This window comes from Sorangium sp. KYC3313 (assembly GCF_052075895.1).
GTDB lineage: Bacteria > Myxococcota_A > Polyangia > Polyangiales > Polyangiaceae > Sorangium > Sorangium cellulosum_B.
Genome location: NZ_CP197255.1, coordinates 10,859,767 through 10,878,228, shown reverse-complemented (window position 1 = coordinate 10,878,228; position 18,462 = coordinate 10,859,767). Strand labels below are relative to the sequence as shown.

13 protein-coding genes are annotated in these 18,462 nt (G+C 70.7%); 3 read left to right on the top strand and 10 right to left on the bottom strand.

Annotated features, from left to right (window positions below; all coding sequences use genetic code 11):
* The 3 genes from ACSRUE_RS41350 to ACSRUE_RS41340 all read right to left on the bottom strand — a co-directional run bounded on the left by ACSRUE_RS41350 (nt 1) and on the right by ACSRUE_RS41340 (nt 3,711).
* A complete protein-coding gene (locus ACSRUE_RS41350) occupies nt 1-1,113 on the bottom strand; it encodes a hypothetical protein (RefSeq protein WP_441288354.1) in 1,113 nt (370 codons plus the stop codon).
* Complete coding sequence (locus ACSRUE_RS41345) at nt 1,079-2,536, bottom strand: serine/threonine protein kinase (protein WP_441288353.1); 1,458 nt, start codon at nt 2,534-2,536, stop codon at nt 1,079-1,081. The genes ACSRUE_RS41350 and ACSRUE_RS41345 overlap by 35 nt, the downstream gene beginning before the upstream one ends.
* 215 nt (nt 2,537-2,751) lie before the next feature.
* Nucleotides 2,752-3,711, bottom strand: coding sequence for an AraC family transcriptional regulator (locus ACSRUE_RS41340; RefSeq protein ID WP_441288352.1), 960 nt, complete (start codon nt 3,709-3,711; stop codon nt 2,752-2,754).
* Between the two features lie 73 nt (nt 3,712-3,784).
* Here ACSRUE_RS41340 and ACSRUE_RS41335 point away from each other — a divergent pair, with 73 nt between their 5' ends.
* The gene (locus tag ACSRUE_RS41335) at nt 3,785-4,528 is read left to right on the top strand and encodes an SDR family oxidoreductase (protein WP_441288351.1); all 744 of its coding nucleotides are present in this window, start codon (nt 3,785-3,787) and stop codon (nt 4,526-4,528) included.
* Between the two features lie 46 nt (nt 4,529-4,574).
* Here the strand turns inward: ACSRUE_RS41335 and ACSRUE_RS41330 are convergent, their stop codons facing one another.
* The 4 genes from ACSRUE_RS41330 to ACSRUE_RS41315 all read right to left on the bottom strand — a co-directional run bounded on the left by ACSRUE_RS41330 (nt 4,575) and on the right by ACSRUE_RS41315 (nt 8,185).
* A complete protein-coding gene (locus ACSRUE_RS41330) occupies nt 4,575-5,408 on the bottom strand; it encodes a hypothetical protein (RefSeq protein WP_441288350.1) in 834 nt (277 codons plus the stop codon).
* Nucleotides 5,409-5,659: 251 nt separating this feature from the next.
* Nucleotides 5,660-6,460 (bottom strand): trehalose-phosphatase, encoded by an 801-nt coding sequence (gene otsB / locus ACSRUE_RS41325; RefSeq protein WP_441288349.1) that lies wholly within the window; start codon nt 6,458-6,460, stop codon nt 5,660-5,662.
* Nucleotides 6,461-6,574: 114 nt separating this feature from the next.
* Nucleotides 6,575-7,033 (bottom strand): hypothetical protein, encoded by a 459-nt coding sequence (locus tag ACSRUE_RS41320; protein ID WP_437769655.1) that lies wholly within the window; start codon nt 7,031-7,033, stop codon nt 6,575-6,577.
* A 603-nt stretch (nt 7,034-7,636) separates the two neighbouring features.
* A complete protein-coding gene (locus tag ACSRUE_RS41315) occupies nt 7,637-8,185 on the bottom strand; it encodes a response regulator (RefSeq protein ID WP_437769654.1) in 549 nt (182 codons plus the stop codon).
* 21 nt (nt 8,186-8,206) lie between these two features.
* Between ACSRUE_RS41315 and ACSRUE_RS41310 the strand changes: the two genes are divergently transcribed.
* Nucleotides 8,207-9,574 (top strand): sensor histidine kinase, encoded by a 1,368-nt coding sequence (locus tag ACSRUE_RS41310; RefSeq protein WP_441288348.1) that lies wholly within the window; start codon nt 8,207-8,209, stop codon nt 9,572-9,574.
* Between the two features lie 69 nt (nt 9,575-9,643).
* On the top strand, nt 9,644-11,683 hold the full coding sequence (locus ACSRUE_RS41305; RefSeq protein ID WP_441288347.1) for a membrane dipeptidase: 2,040 nt from the start codon (nt 9,644-9,646) through the stop codon (nt 11,681-11,683).
* A 190-nt stretch (nt 11,684-11,873) separates the two neighbouring features.
* Here the strand turns inward: ACSRUE_RS41305 and ACSRUE_RS41300 are convergent, their stop codons facing one another.
* The 3 genes from ACSRUE_RS41300 to ACSRUE_RS41290 all read right to left on the bottom strand — a co-directional run bounded on the left by ACSRUE_RS41300 (nt 11,874) and on the right by ACSRUE_RS41290 (nt 18,351).
* Entirely contained in the window at nt 11,874-13,295 is a 1,422-nt protein-coding gene (locus ACSRUE_RS41300) for a serine hydrolase domain-containing protein (RefSeq protein ID WP_441288346.1), read from the bottom strand.
* A gap of 584 nt (nt 13,296-13,879) precedes the next feature.
* A complete protein-coding gene (locus ACSRUE_RS41295; protein WP_441288345.1) occupies nt 13,880-15,187 on the bottom strand; it encodes an efflux RND transporter periplasmic adaptor subunit in 1,308 nt (435 codons plus the stop codon).
* Nucleotides 15,184-18,351 carry an efflux RND transporter permease subunit gene (locus tag ACSRUE_RS41290; protein WP_441288344.1) on the bottom strand — a complete coding sequence of 1,056 codons (3,168 nt, stop codon included), beginning with the start codon at nt 18,349-18,351 and terminating at the stop codon, nt 15,184-15,186. The genes ACSRUE_RS41295 and ACSRUE_RS41290 overlap by 4 nt, the downstream gene beginning before the upstream one ends.
* Nucleotides 18,352-18,462: the final 111 nt, after the last annotated feature.

Here is an 18,462-nt window from a genome sequence, read left to right as displayed (position 1 = left end):
TCAAAAGCTACCTCGCAACGACAGCCCCGCTGTTCCGAGCTCGGCCGGAGGCCCCAGGCGCACCTCCAGCGCCGTCGACGGCACGGCCTCGCTCGACGGCGCGGTCAGGAACACGACCAGGCCTGTGATGAGCGCCGCGCCTCCCGCCGCGAACGCCACGTTGGAGATGTTGGCGGTCGTGTTGGCGTCCTGATGGATCTTGACCCCCTCGGCGCCACAACGGGGAGGATCGTCGTTGGTACACCCGTGCCGGTTGCGCGCTTCGCTCATCTTCGAGAGCGTCTCGACACCGAACACCGCGCCTACCGCGATCCCGGCCAAGCTCACCCCGCCCAGCACGAGCCCGACGGTCCGCTGCGCGCTCCACGAGCTCGCCGTGGGCGCGGCGCTCGTGGCCGCTGGCACGCGCGCTTCCCGCCGTGGCGCGGGCGCGTCTTCGAGCAGAGGGACGTGTACCGTTCTCTGCCCTGGCTTCGGCTCGACGACCACCTCCGTGCTCCATGCCTTTTTGCCAGGCGCCACCACCTCAATCGTATGCTCGCCCGGATCGACCGGGATCGCCGAGCCGAACATCGCCGCATCGAGCGGCTTCGCGTTGCGCCGCACCTCGAGCCCCTCGACCCGGGCCTCCGGCGCCACCTCGATGACGAGCCTCGAGAGCTGCGGCTCGAGGAGGCTCGCCCGCCGCCCGGCTTCCTTCGAGCGCCGCCGATCGCCCGCTCTGCGCGCCATTGCCTCGGCGTCGTTGAAGGTCGCCCAAGCGCTCGCCGTCTCGCCATTGAGCTCGTAGCAATCCGCCAGGGCGAGCAGCGTCCCGGCCGTTGGATCCAGCTTCTGGCTTGCGACAAGCTTCGAGCACCCCAGGGCGTAGCTGCCCTGCTTGACGAGCGCGCGTCCCTCGCGGAAGAGCACATCGGCGGCCGCCCGGTCCTCGGCGGTCGGGTCCGCGAGGGCGCGCGGCGCGAGCGATAACGATAGGATCAGCGCGCTCGCGGCGATGACACTGCGCTTGACACGCACTGGTCCTGGGCCACGCACCGATTCCATTATATCGACGCCGGTCGCCGTTGTCCCAAAGTTAGCGCCGCTCGTCGTACGAGAACGTCGGCTCACGCCTCGGGGTGGGAGGGGCCTTGGCCGGGGGCTTCGCCCGCAGGGGGGGCGTTGTCGTCTTCAGCTTCAGCGTGGCCGACGGCGATGGCGACGGCGACGGCGAGGTGGGCTCCGGCTGCGCTTTCGCGCTCGCGTCGTGGGAGGCGGGCGCGGAGGGGGGAGCCTGGGGTTCAACGGGCGCGGATGGGGCCGCGTTCGGCGCGCCGACGGAGGCCGCCGGCGGCTCTGTCGGCGCCGGGGATCGCGCCCCCTCCTGCCCTCCCCAGGCGACCACCGCCAGCGCAGCGCCCGCGACGAACGCACCGCCGAGGAGAAGGGGAGCCCAATAGCGCGGCTTCGACAGCAGCACCCCGAAGGGCGGTAGGGCGCCGCCGGGCCAGGACGTGGTGAGCGCTGTCTTCGCCACGGAATCCGACGGGCGCGGTTCGAGCGACCGCTCCGCCCCGGCGCTGGGCGACGGCGGGGAGGCCTCCGCGCGGCGCGACCCCGGCGCGTCCGTGGCTCCCGACAGAGACGACCGCCGCATGTTGAGCACCCGAGAGACCCGCTCCGGATAACCCCGCGCTCGCATGGGCGCGTGAGGCGCAAGGGCGCCGGCGAACGCTGCCACGTCGCTCCAGCGCTGCTCGCGATCGTGCATCAAACACCGCAGGATCACCGCGTCGAGCTCCGGGGGCACGCCGCTCCGGCGCTGGTGGAGCGGCGTAGGCTTCGCCGCGAGCATGCGCCCGTAGAACTCCGCCAAGGTCTCCGCGTGAAACGGCGTCTGCCCGGCGATGAGCTCATACAAGAGGACGCCGAGCGCCCAGAGGTCGCTGCGCGCGTCGACATCCTTCGGCGAGCTCATCTGCTCCGGCGACATGTAGTAGGGGGTGCCGAGCTGCTGGTCGTCTTCGGTGAGGGCGAGCTCCGCGCCGCTGATCTTCGAGATCCCGAAGTCGAGGACCTTGATGCACGACGCGCCGCTGACGTCCTGGGTGACGAACAGGTTCGCCGGCTTCAGATCGCGGTGAACGATCCCGACGGCGTGCGCCTCGCCGACGGCTTCACACGTTTGGAGAACGTACTCCACGGCGTCGTCGAGAGAGAGCGACCCGCTCTCCCTGAGCAACGCGGCGAGATCACGCCCTTCGAGGAATTCCATGACGATGTATGGCGCGCCGCTTTCGAGGGTGCCGACGTCGAACACGCGGGCGACGTGCTGGCTGCGCAGCCGCACCGCCGCGCGCGCCTCGCGCAAGAAGCGCGCGCGCACGTCGGCGGTGACGTGGTGGGCCGAGCGCATGAACTTCACGGCGACGCGCTGGTCGAGCTCGACGTGGAGCGCCGCGACGACGATCCCCACGGCCCCCGTGCCGAGCAGACGCTCCACGCGGTACTTGCCCGCCAAGACGTCGCCGGGCCGGACCGGGGCGTTGATCATGGCTTCCCATGTGGTCTCAGCGGCTCCGGGAGGTCAAGCGTCGCTTGATGGGCTCGCGCGCGTTGCGCGCGTTTCGCCGCCCGACGATCAGGTGCGGCGCTGGTCTTCGAGGGCAGGGTTCCCACAGCAGTTTGGTAGTCCCCTTTGCGTCGTAGTAAACCCACCCGCTGAGCAGGTCGCGCCCGCGCTGCCTGTCATCAGGGCCTCGCGGTGGTTCAGCGTTGCGACGGAAGGCTCGAGCCTCGCTGCGGACCGGAGCTTGCCACCCCGGAGCGCGAAACGGCCTCATGTGCGTAGCGACCCGGAGGCTGGCCCACGTGGCGGCTGAACGCGGTGCTGAACGTGCTCGCCGAGCCGTAGCCGACGCGCTCGGCGACCTCGGCGATCCCGAGATCGTGGCGGCGGAGCAGATCCCTCGCGACGGCCATGCGCCAGGCGAGCAGGTATTCCATCGGCGGCAGGCCCACGGTGCGGCTGAAGCGCTCGAAGAACGCCGAGCGTGAGAGGGCCGCCGTCTTGGCGAGCTGGGCGACCGTCCACGCGCGCGCGAGCTGGGCGTGCATCTGCCGTATCGCCGGCGCGAGCCGCGGATCGGCCAGCCCGCGCAGGAGCCCCGGAGGCGCGTCCTCGGCCGGAGCCGACCGCAGCGCTTCGATGAGCAGCACCTCCACGAGCCGCGTGAGCACGAGGTCGCGCCCCGATCGCTGCTCGTTGGATTCGTCGCCCACGAGCCGCACAAGCACCGAGAGGCGCTCGACGCCGCGCACGTGCAGCACCGCTGGCAGCAGCGACACGAACAGCGCCGCGTCGGGCGAGTCGAAGAGGAAGTAGCCGCCGAGCAGCCGCACGTCCGGGCGTCCACCGCGCGTGCCGTGGCGGACCTCGCCCGTCGGCGCGGGCGTCACCTTCGGGTCGATGCGCTCTGGCCTCACCGGCTCGAAGCCCGACAGGGTGAACCCCGGCGTCGCCGGCAGGAGCACGAAGTCGCCCGCCTCGAGCGTCAGGGCGCGCTCGCCGTCGACGGCGAGACGACAGCTGCCCTCCAGCACGGCGCAGAAGCTCGGCTGGCCGAAGTCCGCGTAGCGGACCCCCCAGCGACCGGCGCCGCTGATGCGCTTCGAGAACACCGCGCGCGGCTGGAGCAGCGCGATGACCTCCGAGAGAGGGTCGTTCATGTCCGGACTCTAGCAAACGAAACGTGGACTACCAATGATAGATAGTCCAGCGCGCCGTCGCTATCTTCCCTTCATGAACACTGTGCTCATCACGGGTTGCTCCTCGGGATATGGACTCGAAACCGCGCGCCGCTTCCACGCGCAGGGCTGGAACGTCGTCGCCACCATGAGAACGCCGCGCGAGGACGTGCTGCCTCGGTCGGACCGGCTGCGCGTGATCGCGCTCGACGTGACGAAGCCCGAGAGCATCGCGGCTGCGCTGGAGGCGAGCGGGCCCATCGACGTTCTCGTCAACAACGCCGGCATCGGGCTCATGGGCGCCTTCGAGGCCACGCCGATGACCACGGTGCGCGAGGTGTTCGAGACCAACACGTTCGGCGTGATGGCGATGACGCAGGCCGTGCTGCCCCAGCTCCGCGCGCGGCGATCAGGCGTGGTGGTGAACGTGACGTCGAGCGCGACGCTCGCGCCGATGCCGCTGGTCGCCGTGTACACCGCGAGCAAGATGGCCATCGAGGGGTTCACCGCGTCGCTCGCGTTCGAGCTCGAGGCCTTCGGCGTGCGCGTGAAGCTCGTCGAGCCGGGCTACGGCCCGACGACGCGCTTCACGAGCAACGGGGGACCCCGCATGGAAGGCCTGATCCCCGACGCCTACGCGCCTCTCGCACAGCGCATCTTCGCCTCCTTCGGGCAGCCGGCGCTGGTGACGAGCGAGTCCGACGTGGCCGAAGGGGTGTGGCGCGCGGCGAACGACGCGTCAGGGCAGCTCCGTTTCCCTGCCGGCCCCGACGCGGTGGCGCTGGCTGGGGCCAGATGAGCGACCACGCGGTGTCGGGGTCGCGATCGACGGGAACGATGGTGATTCATTCCGCCAGGAACTCGCCGCAGCGGCCGTTCCCGCGGCAGACGCCGCTCGCGCAGCTCTCGTGTCGATGACACCGCCGGCCGGGCGCCAGCTTGCAAGCGCCCGCGCCATTGCAGACCTTGTCGTCCAGCACGCAGTCCGGATCGTCCTCGACTCCGGGGCCGAGGGGCGAGCACGTGCCGACCGACCGCTCGACGTTGCAGGCCATGCAGGCCTCGTCGCAAGCGGTGTCGCAGCAGACGCCGTCGACGCATTTCCCGCTCGCGCAGTCCCTCGGCCCGCCGCACGCCCGGCCGTTCGCGCCCCTGCACGCGCCCGCTGCGTCGCAGACGCGGCCCTGGCCGCACGGCGCGCCTGCAGCCACGACGTGCGTGGCGACCCCGCGTTGACACCCGTCGCTCGTGCATGGGTCGCCGTCGTCCTCGGCGTCGGCGCCGTCCGGCGCAGGATACGGCTGCCCCGCAGCGCAGGTGAGGATCTGGCAGTCGCCCGCGATCTGCCCGGACGGCAGGGCCGGGACGCCGTCGAGCGGGACGTTGACGCACGCGCCTGCCGTGCACGCGTCCGCGGTGCATGGATTGTCATCGTCGCAGTCGGCCGCCTGCGTCTCGGCCGCGCACGCAGGGGCCTCTCCGTCCCAGCCAGCGCCCGGGTCACCCGCCCCGACCCCGTGATCTCCGTCGCTGCCGGCGCCCGAGCCGCCGGAGCCCTGGAAGCTGCGGGCCTTGGGCGAACAGCCCGCCAGCGCGACGACGAGGCACAGCGGCACCGATGTCGCCTGCACGCGGCCCGTGCGGCGGAGCGGAAGTGCTGAGATGTGAAATGTCCACATGCGCCGAACTCTACTGTCGGTCCAGCTCACCCGCTAATCAGACTTCTTCTTTCGAGCGGCGATGGACGAACGGCGCGCTCGGTTTGCTGGCGGCGGAGCTCGCGCTCCGTTCGAGGCGCGCCGCCGCCGTCCGGCTCACCACCCCACCGCATCTGCCCGCCGTACACCCGTGTCGCGCGCGCCGCGCGCGCAACACCGCTTCTCCTGATCTTCTCTCTGACGTGCAGGAACGGAGAACTTGAGTACGACCCTCAGACGAGGCGCGGCGCCTCGCCGAGCACGCCGCCGCGCCTCGCCGCGAGCGCCTCGAGGAACGCGATCCACGCCCCGGGGCCATCGAGCGTCAGGTCGGGCTCGACCGCGGTGTCCGGCCGCTCGGACGAGGCGATGTAGACGCCCACGCCGCCGATCGCCCGGGCATGGGCGATCGCCGGCTCGTCGGTCGTGTCGTCGCCCGCGTAGACCACCAGCGTCCCCGGCGGCAGCCGCGCCAGCAGGAACGCGAGGGCGCGGCCCTTGTCGTGCGCGGCGTCCCGGGCCTCGTGGATGCTGCGCCCCCGCATGACCACGAACCCGCGCCGCGCCGCCGCGTCCGCCCACGCCCCGAGCGCGTCGAACGCCGCCGGCCGAGCCTCCGCCGGGACGCGCCGCCAGTTGAGCGCGATCGACCAGCGCTTGCGCTCGACCCACAGCGCCGGGACCCGCCGCACCGCCTCGTCCGCCTCGCGCTCCAGCGCGTCCAGCGCCTCGGTCGGCGCCTCCGCCTGGTACACGAACTCCCCGCCCGGCGTCGCGATCTCCGCCCCGTGCTCGCCCACGCGCCACGCCGCGCCGACCGCCGCCGTGCGCGCCGAGACGTCGTGGATCGTCCTTCCCGTGACGATCGCCACGGTCGTGCCCGGCGCCCGCGAGAGCGCCCCCAGCGCCCCGAGGGCGAGCGGCGCCGCCACCGCCACGCCCGCCGTGATCTCGGAGATGGTCCCGTCGAAGTCCGTCGCGAGCAGCAATGACGGCGCTGCCGCCGCGCGCTCGACCAATTCAAGAACGTCCATGCTGCACCAGATCTACCACTGGGCAGGCCAAGAGCACGATGGCAAAGCCGGCGCGACCGGGAGCGACCCGGTGGCCGGCGTTGCTGCTCCACGACGGACAGGCCGCGGCGCGCGTCAGAACCGGATGATCACCTCGTGGACGCGGCGCCCCTCGGTCTTGCCCTCGGTGGCCTCCGCGGGCGACGTCTCCGCGGCGGGCGCCGGCTCGTCCGTCTTGCACTCGTACTTCACGCGCCACTCGGTCTTCTGCACCGTGTGCGTGCTCTCCTGCTTCCGCTTCTTCGGCCCGAAGAAATCCTTCTCGCGGCGCTCGTTGGACTCCGACACGGACTCTTCCCCGACCACGGTCTCGCCCTCTTCGACGATCTCGTAGCTCTCGGGTCCGCCGCAGGTCGTGGCCATCGTCTGGCTCGCCTTCTGCATGGCCACCTCGCGATCGCCAAGGATCGCGAGCTCGCCGCCGACCTTCGTCCGCCTCACGACGCGGACCTCGCCATACGGCTGCCACGAGCACGCGGCCGTGGAACAGAGCGCACACGCGGCGATCAATGCATGAATCGCAGAGAATTTCATGCCTTGCACCAGTACCACCCTCGAAATGACGAGGGCAACAACAAAGCGCGGGCGGTTCCGCGCGAAACCTGCTATCGGCGGCGCGCGCGCGCGCGCCTGGTCGGTTGGCCGGTTGGCCGGTTGGCCGGTTGGCCGGTTGGCCGGCTGGCCGGTTGAGCGCGTCGCGTCGTCGTGGCGGTCCAGCGTTGCGTGGTCGCTCGGGCGCGCGCCTGCTCGCGCCGGGGCACCGGATCACCACCCGCTGCTGCCACGGCAGCAGCCCGGAAGCGCTCGGCCCCGCGTTCCGGCCCGGTCCGGCGCGGCATGGGGGTTGCTGACCGCGGGCGTTCGCCGGCGCGGGGCTCGCCGCGGCGCGCAGGACGTCCAGCGCGGCGGCGGCGGCGAGCCCCGCGCCCGCCGAGCCCGCGGCCGCCGAGTAACGGCCGAGGAGAGACAACCACCATGCGAGAGCTCGATAAGCCATCTCACGAACGAGCTCAACCCGTTCGCGGCGACACAGGGGCAGTGACGGCGCCGGCCGCGGCGCGCCTCGCTCGCCACCGCTCGCGGTAGAGGAGGAACTGGCCGTGGTTCACGGCCCGCGCGCGGCGGCGCCGGCCTCTCCTACGATCGCCGCCGGAGGATGTGCTGGAGCAGCTGGCGCGAGACGTTCAGGAGCTTCGCCGCCTTCCGGCGGTTTCCTCCGGCGCGCGCGAGCGCCTCGTCGACCATGACGGTGCGCACCTGCTCCTCGACGTCCTGGATCGACGCCCGCCCCACCGCCGCGCGCACCTGAGGCCGGAGATCGGGCGGCCGGGCCAGCGCGTCGTCGATCGTGCGCTCCAGCTCCTCGAGGCGCAGCGGCTTCGCCAGGAACGAGCGCACGCCCATCTGGGCGAGCCGGAACGAGACCGCCGGGCTCGCCGAGCCGCTGATGGCCACGATCGTCGGCGCGACAGCGCAGGTCATGGCCCGCTCCACGACGTCGACGGCGTTCCCGTCCGGGAGCATCACGTCGGCGATGATGCCTTGAAACGCCCCGTCTGCGAGCGCGCGATGCGCCTCGGCCACCGACGCGCACGCGACGACCTCGGCGCCGCGCGCCTCGAGCGCCTCGCGCAGCGCGCGCCTGAGCCTCGCGTCATCCTCCACGACCAGCCAGCGTAACATCATATGGTAGCATGCTCCCGGTTCATGGGGGCGCATAGTCTCAAGAGGGCCGAGCTGGCCAGCGTCCCGGCGCTGTCGGCCGTGTCGGCCGTGTCGGCCGTGTCGGCCGTGTCGACTGGCGCGCAGCTCGACGCCCTCATCACGCGCGAGGCGCTGCGGGGTGAGCGCACCGCCTCGATCGCGCGGAGCGTCTTCTGCGCGGCCCTCCTCGCGCGGTTCCTCGCCGTCGGGGGGTTGGCGCCGTCAGGCTCTCACGCGCGCGCGATCATCGAGGTTCCGCTGCTCCTCGGCGCGGTTGTCGCCTCGCTGTACGTCTGGTGGCGGAGCCGGACGGCCGATGCCCCTTCTCACCTGATCCTCGTCTCGGTCGGCCTCGACGCGCTCCTGTGCTTTCTGGCGCTGCTGCCGAACGTGCTCTGGCCCTGGGACGGCTACCCTGGAATTTTGCACCTGCTTGATATGGCCGCGCTCCTGATCACGGTGTCCGTGAGCGCGTTCCGGCTCGTCCGCCGGGCGGTGCTCCTCGCGACGGCGGCGAACGCGCTCTCCGCGCTCGTGCTCATCGTGCTCGACCGCGCGCTGAACGGCGGCCACCACGACGACTTCTGGGCGCCGGCGTCGCTGCTCTTCCTCCTGCTCCTGACGGCCGCCAGCGCGGCGCTCCTCGCCACGACGCGCACGGTCCGCGTCGTCGAGCTCGGGGCGCGCTCCGCGCTGCGCGCCGAGCGCGCGCAGCGGAACCTGAGCGTCATGCTGCACGAGCACCACGACGTGAAGACCTCGCTCTCGGCCGCCCTCATCGACACCGATCTCCTCCGGCGCGAGCTCCTTCGGGTCGAGTCCGCGAGCGCCGAGCGCATGTTGCGAAAGCTGGAGCAGCTCCGCGAGAGCATCGAGGATGTCGCCTCGACCATGGGGCACATCCGCGATCGGACGGTGCGCGAGCTCGACGCGCTGCGCGCGACGGCCCCCGCCGAGATCGGCGAGGCGACCCGCGGCGCGCTCCGGGTCGTCCGGCGGCGCTACCAGGCGGTGAACGTCGACGTCACGGATCGCGCGGAGCGCACCGCGGTCCTGTTCGCGGGTGGGCACGACGTGCTGGAGCGAGTGCTCCTCAACCTCCTCGTCAACGCGTGCGAGGGGACGGGCGAGCGCGGGGCGTCCAGCGTGACGCTGGACGCGCGCCCGCTGGGCGGCGGGCGGGTGGCCATCGAGGTGAAGGACGACGGCCCCGGGTTCCACGACACGCCGAGCCCGAAGCCGGGTGGGTCCGGACTGGGGCTCGGCTTCGTGGCCGGCATGGTGGAATCGAGCGGTGGGCTCGTCCTGCGCGCCAACCTCCCGGAAGGCGGCGCCAAGGTCACCATCGAGCTGCTCGAAGCGCCTGTGTGACGACGGAGCGCGCGGCGCGCAGACAAGCATGGGCTCCGTCTCTCGCAAACCTCGGAAGGATGACTCGGCATGAAGAAAACCAGCCCAATGACAGGCCCTGCGTCGGCTCCAACCTGGATTGCGATCGCCGCGGCCGCGGTGACGTTCGCGGCCTCCGGCCCCGCGAGCGCGCAGGCGCGGCGTTCGCCGATCTTCGATCCTGCGCTGAACGCTCCCGGCCGGCCGCTGCGCGGGTTCGCCGATCTCCACACCCACCCGATGGCGCACCTCGGCTTCGGCGGGCGCGCGCTCCACGGCGCTCCCGACGTCGACGTGCTCATGGCGCCGGGGACCATCTACGACCCCAGCGGTCAAGGCGTGTCAGGCGCCACGTGCAATGCGTCGGCGCGGCGCGCCGCCAGCATCGCGGAGGCGCTGGGGACCAGCTACAGCACCCACCGGGGTCACGATTTTCTAACGAACAAGTGCGGGAATCACGTCCGCCAGCTCGTGCTCGGGGAGATGGCGAAATCCCACGGCATCCGCTCGTTCGAGGTCGAGCGCCCCGTGGGCTATCCGACGTTCGCGCACTTCCCGGCGCACAACGATATTCTGCACCAGCAGATGTGGGTCGACTGGATCCGCCGCGCGAAGGAGGGCGGCCTCCGGGTGATGGTCGCGCTGGCGGTCAACAGCCGCACGCTCGCCCACGGCATCGAGGCAAACCCGCCCGTCGACGACAGGGCGTCGGGCAATCTCCAGATCGAAGAGCTCGTCCGCTTCGTCGGCAAGCACGACACGTGGATGGAGATCGCGCGTTCATCCGCCGATCTCCGGCGCATCGTGGAGAAGAACAAGCTCGCGGTGATCGTCGGTGTCGAGCTGGACGACATCGGCAACTTCGTGTGGAACAAAGCGTCGCCCACGGAGGCCCAGATCCGCGCGGAGATCAAGCGCCTCCACGTCCTCGGCGTGCGCTACGTGTTCCCGGTCCACCTCACCGACAACCTCTTCGGCGGCACCGCCGCTTACGAGGACGAGGTGGCGCGCGCCAACCGCTTCCAGACCGGGAAATGGTGGGACCTCGAGTGCTCCCGCGGAGAGGGCATCACGAAGCAGATCCAGTCGGGGAACGACCTCTTCAAGCTGATGAAGCTCGGCGACGCCGGCGGTCACATCCCGCTCCCGAGCTGCCAGCCGGGGGAAGGCCACAAAAACCGGCTGGGGCTCCTGCCCATGGGCCGAGTCGCCCTCAACGAGATGATGAGGCTCGGGATGGTCATCGACATCGATCACATGTCGCAGAGGATGGTGAGCGACGTGCTCGCGCTCACCCGAGCGACGCCCGGCGGCGCGTATCCGCTCGTCTCGGGGCACAACGGGCTCCGCGGCTCGAGCGGCAACGAGAACGGCCGGACCAACGCCCAGTACACGGAGCTCGCCGCGCGCGGCGGGCTCGCGGGCGTCGGCTTCGGCGACTCCGATGCACGGACCTTCCTGCGGAACGCGGCCGCCGTGGCGGCGATCACGTCCGGCGGCAAGGCGCTCCAGATCACCCTCGGCTCGGACATCAACGGGATGGTCGTCATGCCGCGCTCTCCCGAGTGCCAGGCGCCCCGGGACCGGGTGGTGACGGTGCCAGGCGACGCCTGGGGCCACCCGCCCGCGCAGCTCCGGTGCACAGGGGCCGAGATCGACGTGCGCTCCGCGCGCATCGGCTGCCTCGACATCCAGACCAGCGGAAACCTGACGGGCCTCGTCGGCCGCGCGTGCAACGACAGGACGTCCTGCTCTTACAAGGCGCCGACTCCCGACGAATACCGCCGCGCCGGTGTCCAGGCCGCGACGCGCGCATTCTGTACGCAGGCCATGGAGATCGTGTACCGATGCGTCGATCCGGCGGCCAGTGCGTGCGTCGATTACTCCAGCTTCCCCAGGGCCAGGATGGGGAGCCGCTCGTGGGATTACAACGAGGAGGGGGTCGTTCACATCGGGCTCTTCCCGGATTTCCTCAAGCACGTCGAGGCGCTTCCGGGCGGAGAGCAGCTCATCGACCGGCTCTACGGCGGAGCCGAAGGCTTCGCGCAGATGTGGGCGAAGGCCGAGACGGTCGGCCGCTCCGTCCCCTGATCCGCGCACGTCCGTCCCGGGGTTGGTCGGTGTCCGTCGCTCCAGCGGGGTGGCCGTCGCGTTGCGGAGCTCGTACGAGCACCGTGATCGGGTATGGAGGTGGTACCGCACGGTCAGAGACGCGATGAGGGCAAACGTTCCTGCCCCACCTGGCAATGGTCCGGCCCGCGCGTCGTCTCCGCGGGCCGGGTCACCAGGCGAGGGACCCGTGGACCTTGGTCATGACCTCGTTGGCCCGGATGTCACCGAGCATCCAGTCGAAGTCCTCCCAGGACATCTTGCCCGTCGACGGGTCGACGGTGAAGTGGTCGAAGCCCGGCAGCCCGTGGTTCGTGAGCAGGATCGTGAACATCTCGCGGCTCGGCTCGGGATCGACCACGATGAGCGTCCCTGCGGCGCCTGTCTTGCTGTAGGCGACGGTCGATGTCGACTCCCCACCGGGCCACATGCCTGCGTCCCACATCTCCCAGCCGTACCCCTTGCGCGAGTAGAGCAGGTTCTCGGAGTACGTCCAGGCCGACCTGTTGAGGTGGAGCGAGCCTGTCTGGGTCGTGGTCATGTCGAGCACGGCCTGGGCGGGGAGCATGTTGCGTACGCAGATGTTGAGAGGCCACTGGTTGCAGCTGTAGACGTGCTTGCCCCGGTTCAACAACATCTGGGCGAACTTCGCCAGATCGCTCGCGGTCGAGAACAGGCCGTCGCACCCGGTGAGGTGCTCGGCCGGGTCCGGGCCGTCCCCTTCGAGGAAGTAGTCGGTCTCGTCCTGCACCTCGCCCCGGAGATAGCGCTCGCGCGCCGCGGACCACGCCGTGCCGACGAAGCGGTCCTCCTTCTCCGGCATGTTGAGCCACGGCTGAAAGCCCGTGTCATTCATTTGCAGCGGGTCGAAGATGTAGGTCTTCATCAGGTTCTGGAGCGAGTCGCCGCCGACCGTCTCCAGCACGTGGCCCAGGATCCGAAAGCCGAGATCGCTGTAGACGACCTTCGTCCCCCGCGGGTGGGCCAGCGGCGCGTCGAGCATCGAGTGCCAGGGGTCGACGTCGTCGAAGAGGCCGTTCGGGTTGGTGTCGTCGAAGTAGTCGACATCCTCCCCCGATATATAGCTCATCAGGTCCCTGATCGTGACAGAGCTCTTGTTGTTGACCGAGGAGACGGCGAACTCCGAGAAATACGTCGCGACCGTGTTGTTGATGTTGAACCCCGGGTAATCCCCGGACTCTTGCATTCTCATCGCGAGAAAGACGGTGAACGGCTTGGTCATGGACTCGAGATCGAAGATCCCATCGAGCGGCATCGGCACCGAGGGCATGCTCGGATCGTCCTCGTTCAGGCCGTCTCTCGTCCCCACGGCGGTGTGGAGCACGACCCGGCCCCGGCGGGCGACCAGGAGGACCGCGCCATTGATATCCCCGTCGTCCACCGTATCCTCCAGCTCGTTGACCGCCTGGTCGAGGAGGGCGCTGGACAGACCCACCGATTCCGGTGTGCCCGTGCGGACGGAGTAGAAGACCGCCGGCTGCTGAGGATACGTGTCCTGGGCGTGGGCCGACGGCGCCATGCCGACGAAGGCGGCGGCCGCGGCTCCACAGAAGATCAAGCTACTGGCTCTCATGTTCGCGATTCCTTTTTTGAATGGTGCTGCAGCCTCAGCGCGGGGCGGGGCGAAGGGCCGTCGGGATCATCGGCTGCGGTCTCGGAGCGCCTCTTCGCCCGCGCCCCGTCATGGGCTCATCCACCCTTCGTGCCAGCGGGCCGCACGGCGCTCCGGCGAGCAGCGCACCCCGTGCGGTGCGCGCGCCGTGGTGGCCGCGACGACGGCCGCGCGCCCCTCAGGAGCGGCCGTGGCGCCGCCTGCAGTCCGAGGAAATGCGTTGTATATCAGCTATTTGCGAGGCTCATGACGCCCCCGGTAGCGCCGCGCCGGGCGCCGCCCCCGCCTGGCGCCGCGCCGCTCGCGAGGAGGAGGGGAGAGGCTCGGCGCGCTGCTGCGCCGCACGAAGGCACGCTCGCGGAGCGTGACATCGTGACGTTGTCACGGCGTGACATCGTGACATTGTCACAGCGTGACATCAGAATCTTGGCGTCTTACGGCGTCTTGGCGGCTCCGTCATTCCGGCAGGATTGGGTAAGTACCTCACCCCCCGGCGTTCTCCAGGGCGCTGCTCACGTAGGAGCTCGACGCGAACGAGGCTGGCTTCAGCGGTTAGGCCCGCCCGGAGGCGGGGGCGGCGGCCCTTCAGGGAGGATCTCGACCGCCATCCCCTCGCTCAGCTCCGCGCTCGCGAGCTTCACGACCCGCTCGCTCCCGTCGAGCCCGGTCGACACCTGGATCGTCGCGCCCGTGTCGCGCTCGACGACGATCGGCGCGAAGCGGATCCTGCTCGCGGGGTCGATGACGGCCACGCGGAGCCCCTTGGCGTCGTTGTAGAGCGCCGTCGCCGGGATCTCGAGCACGCGGTGCGGCGTGGGCAAGGTCAGCGCGACCTCCGCGTACATGCCCGCGAGGAGCCGGCCGTCGGGGTTCGGCACCCGCACCTCCGTGTTCATCGTCCGGGTCGCCGGGTCGAGCGCGCCGGCCGTGCGCGCGATCGTGCCCTGGAACGGCTGGCCCGCGAACTCGCGCACCGTGACCTTCGCGGGCGCGTCGACCCGCACGCTGGGCGCCACGCCCTGCGGGACGCCCACGAAGACGCGCACGGGGTCGGTCGCCGCGATGGTGAAGAGCGGCGTCCCGTTGCCCGCCGTGACCAGCGCCCCGCGCTCGGTCGTGCGCGAGGTGACCGTCCCCGCGAACGGCGCGACGACCTTCGCGAACTTCTTCTGATCCAGGATGCGCTGGACGTTCGCCTGCTGCGCGGTGATCGCCGCGCGCGCCACGGTGACGCTCGCCTCGGCGACGTGCGCCTGCCCCTGCCGCTGCTCGAGCTCCTCCTGCGGCGCCACGCCCGCGGGGACGAGCTGCTCGTAGCGCTTCACGCTCGACCTCGACAGGTCGCGGTTGGCCTCGGCCTGCACGAGGCCGGCGCTCGCCTGCACGAGCTGCGCGCGGGCCTGCGCGAGCTGCTGATCGAGCTCGGGCGTGTCGATCTCGGCGAGGATCTGCCCCTCCTCGACCTTGTCGCCGATGTCCGCGGTCCACCGCCGCACGTAGCCGCTCACGCGCGGGTAGACGATCGTCTCCGCGAGGGGCTGGATGCTCCCGGGCAGGACGAGCGCGCGGTCGCTCGACACCGGCTGCGGCGCGACGACCCCCACGCGCGGGGCCGCGCCCTCGGCGGCCCGGGCGCCCTGCTCGAGCGCGGCGCGGGCGTTCCGGCGGGGCAGGTAGGCCGCGGCGAACGCCGCCCCGAGCACGACGACGAGGCCCACGCCGAGGGCGAGGCCGCGGGTCCTCGTCAGCGCGGCGGGCGGCGGCAGATCGAACCCGAGGTCGTCGGCGGGGCTGCCCGGGGACGGGGGAGCGGACGTCGGGGAGGCAGGGGCGCGGCGGGCGGGGGAGCTCATAGGTCCTCTGCGAGCAGGTCTCTGGCCGGGGCCTTGTTCCGGAGGAGGCTGTACATCACGGGCACGAAGAAGAGCGTGCTCAGCGTCGCGACGAGCAGGCCGCCGATGACCGCGCGCCCCAGCGGGGCGTTCTGCTCGCCGCCCTCGCCCAGGCCGAGCGACATGGGCAGCATGCCGAAGATCATCGCGAGCGCCGTCATGAGCACCGGCCTGAGGCGCGTCATGCCCGCGGCGAGGGCCGCGGTGCCCGCGTCGCGGCCCAGCTTGCGCTGGTCGTTCGCGAACGTCACGACGAGGATGCTGTTCGCCGTGGCGACGCCGACGCACATGATCGAGCCCATGAGCGCGGGCACGCTCAGCGTCGTGTGCGTCACGAAGAGCACCCACGCGATGCCCGCCACCGCGCCCGGGAGCGCCATCAGGATGATGAGCGGGTCGAGCCACGACTGGAAGTTCACGACCATCAGCAGGTAGACGAGCACGACCGCGAAGAGGAGCCCGTAGCCGAGCCCCGTGAACGAGGTGTCCATGCTCTCCGCCTGCCCCTTGATGGTCACCCTCGTCCCGCGCGGCAGCTCGGGCCTGAGCTCGTCGACAACCCGCGCGACGGCGCCCGCGACCGAGCCGAGGTCGGTGCCGTCGACGTTCGCCTGGACGTCGAACGTCCTCGCGATGTTGTAATGGGTGATGTTCGCCGGCCCGGTCGCGCGCGACATCGACGCGACGTTGGACAGGAGCTGGGGGCGGCCGTCGCCGGTCGACAGCGGCGTGGCGTTCACGTCGTCGATGGACGCCATCGCGTACTGGGGCGTCTGCACGGCGACGAGGTACTGCACGCCGCGCTTGTCCAGCCAGTAGGTCGGCGACGTCTGCCCGCTCGACGAGAGCGAGACGAGCACGTCGCTCGCCACGTCGCGCTGGCTGAGCCCCAGCTGGTCGGCCATGGTGCGGTCGACGTCGATGCGGAGCTGCGGCCGCGCCGGCACCTGCGCGAGGTGGACGTCGACGGCGCCGGGGATCCTCTCCATGCGATCGGCGATCTTCAGCGCGACGGCGTAGGTCTCGTCCTCCTTGCCGATCGGGCCGACCACCTGGACGTTGATGGGCGCCGCGAGGCCGAAGTTCAGCACCTGCGTCGAGATGTCGGGGGCGAGGAAGAAGAACGTCGTGTCGGGGTACGCCGCGTTGAGCCTCGCGCGGAGCGTCCGGACGTGGTCCGCGGTGGGCCGGTGGTGCTCCGCGAGCGCGATGAAGATCTGCCCGTCGGCCGACGAGATCTGCGCGCCCTCGCTGAGCGACAGGTTGATGCCGCTCGCCGGGATCCCGATGCTGTCGAGCATCGTGCGGATCTCGCCCGGCGGGAGCGCCCCGCGGATGGTCTCCTCGATCCGAGCGAAGCGCCGCTCGCTCTCCTCGAGGCGGGTGCCGGGCGGGCCGCGCACGTGGAGCTTGATGAGCCCCGCGTCGACGGTCGGGAAGAAGTCGCGGCCGAGCAGCGGGATCAGCGCGACCGAGGCGGCGACGAGCGCAAGGAACGCCCCGACGAACCGGGCGCGGTGCGCGAGCGCCCACGCGAGCCACCCGCCGTACGCCGCCCGCAGCCGGTCGAAGGCGCGGTTGAACGCGGCGAAGACGCGCCCGAAGAGGCCTCGGGGAGCGGCGTGGCCGTGCGCGTGCTCCGCCGCCTCGCGCTCGAGCAGGAGGCGCACGAGCGTCGGGACGAGCGTCCGCGACAGGAAGTACGACGTGAGCATGGCGAAGACGACCGCCATGGCCATCGGCACGAAGAGCGACCGCGCGGCGCCGGTGATGAAGGCGACCGGCACGAAGACGATGCAGATGCAGAGCGTGGAGACGAGCGCCGGGACGGCGATCTCCTGCGCCCCGTCGACGATGGCGCGCAGGAACGGCTTCCGCTGCCCGAGGTTCCTGTGGATGTTCTCGATGGCCACGGTCGCGTCGTCGACCAGGATGCCGACGGCGAGCGCCATCCCGCCGAGCGTCATCACGTTGAGCGTGTGGCCGAGGGCGTTGAGGGCGATGATCGAGACGAGGATCGAGAGCGGGATGCTGATGACGACGATGAGCGTGCTGCGCCAGCTCCCGAGGAACAGCACGATCATGAGCGCCGTGAGCCCCGCGGCGATCAGCGCCTCGTGCACGACCCCGGAGACCGCGGCGCGGACGAACACCGACTGATCGAAGAGCAGCGAGACCTTGAGCTCCTTCGGGAGCTTCTCCAGCGTGGCCGGCAGCATCGCGTGGATGCGCGAGGCGACGTCGAGCGTGCTCGCGCTCCCGTTCTTGAGGACGCTCAGGAGCACGCTGCGCTTGCCCTCCACGTGCACCATGTTCGTCTGCGGCGCGTTCCCGTCGCGCACGCTCGCGACGTCGCGGAGGGTGATCGTCCTGCCGTTCACCGTCTTGAGCGGCAGCTTGCCGAGCTCCTCGAAGGCCGCGGGGCTGCTGTTCAGGATGACGGGGTACTCGTTCTCCCCCATCTTCGCCGTGCCGGAGGGCAGGGTGATGTTCTGCAGCCCGAGCGCCGCGTTCACGTCGCGCGGCGACAGCCCCCAGGCGAAGAGGCGCTGCGGGTCGATGTCGACCATGATCTGGCGCTGCTTCCCGCCGTACGGGTACGGGATCTGCGTGCCCCGGATCGTGGCGATGTCGGCGCGGATGAAGTTGACCGCGTAGTCGAAGAGCTGCTGCTCGCTCAGCGACTCGCTCTCCAGCGCGGCCTGGAGGATCGGCACGTTCGAGGCGCTGTAACGGATGATGAGCGGCGGGCTGATCCCGGGCGGCATCTGGCGGATCGCGGTCTGCGAGATCGCCGTGACCTGCGCCGTCGCGGCCTCGATGCTGGCGCCGGGCTGGAGGAAGATCTTGATGATCGAGATGCCGGTGAGCGACTGGCTCTCGATATGATCGATGTCGTTGACGGTCGTGGTGAGGAAGCGCTCGTAGTTGTTGACGATGCGCTTCTCCATCTCCTCGGGGGGGAGGCCGCCGTAGTTGAAAATTACGGACAGGACCGGGATGTCGATGTCCGGGAAGATGTCCGTCGGCATCCGGGCGACGGTGAACACGCCCAGGATGACGATCAGCATCGACATCACGATGAACGTGTACGTGCGTTGAAGCGCGATCCGGACGAGCCACATGGGCCAATTCCCGTCCCCCTCCGGAGCGCCCCGGCCGGGGGTGGCGCCTGAGGGCAGGCTCCGCATTTAGGGTGCCCTTGACGTTCGTCCAATCTATTCTTTCGTATCACA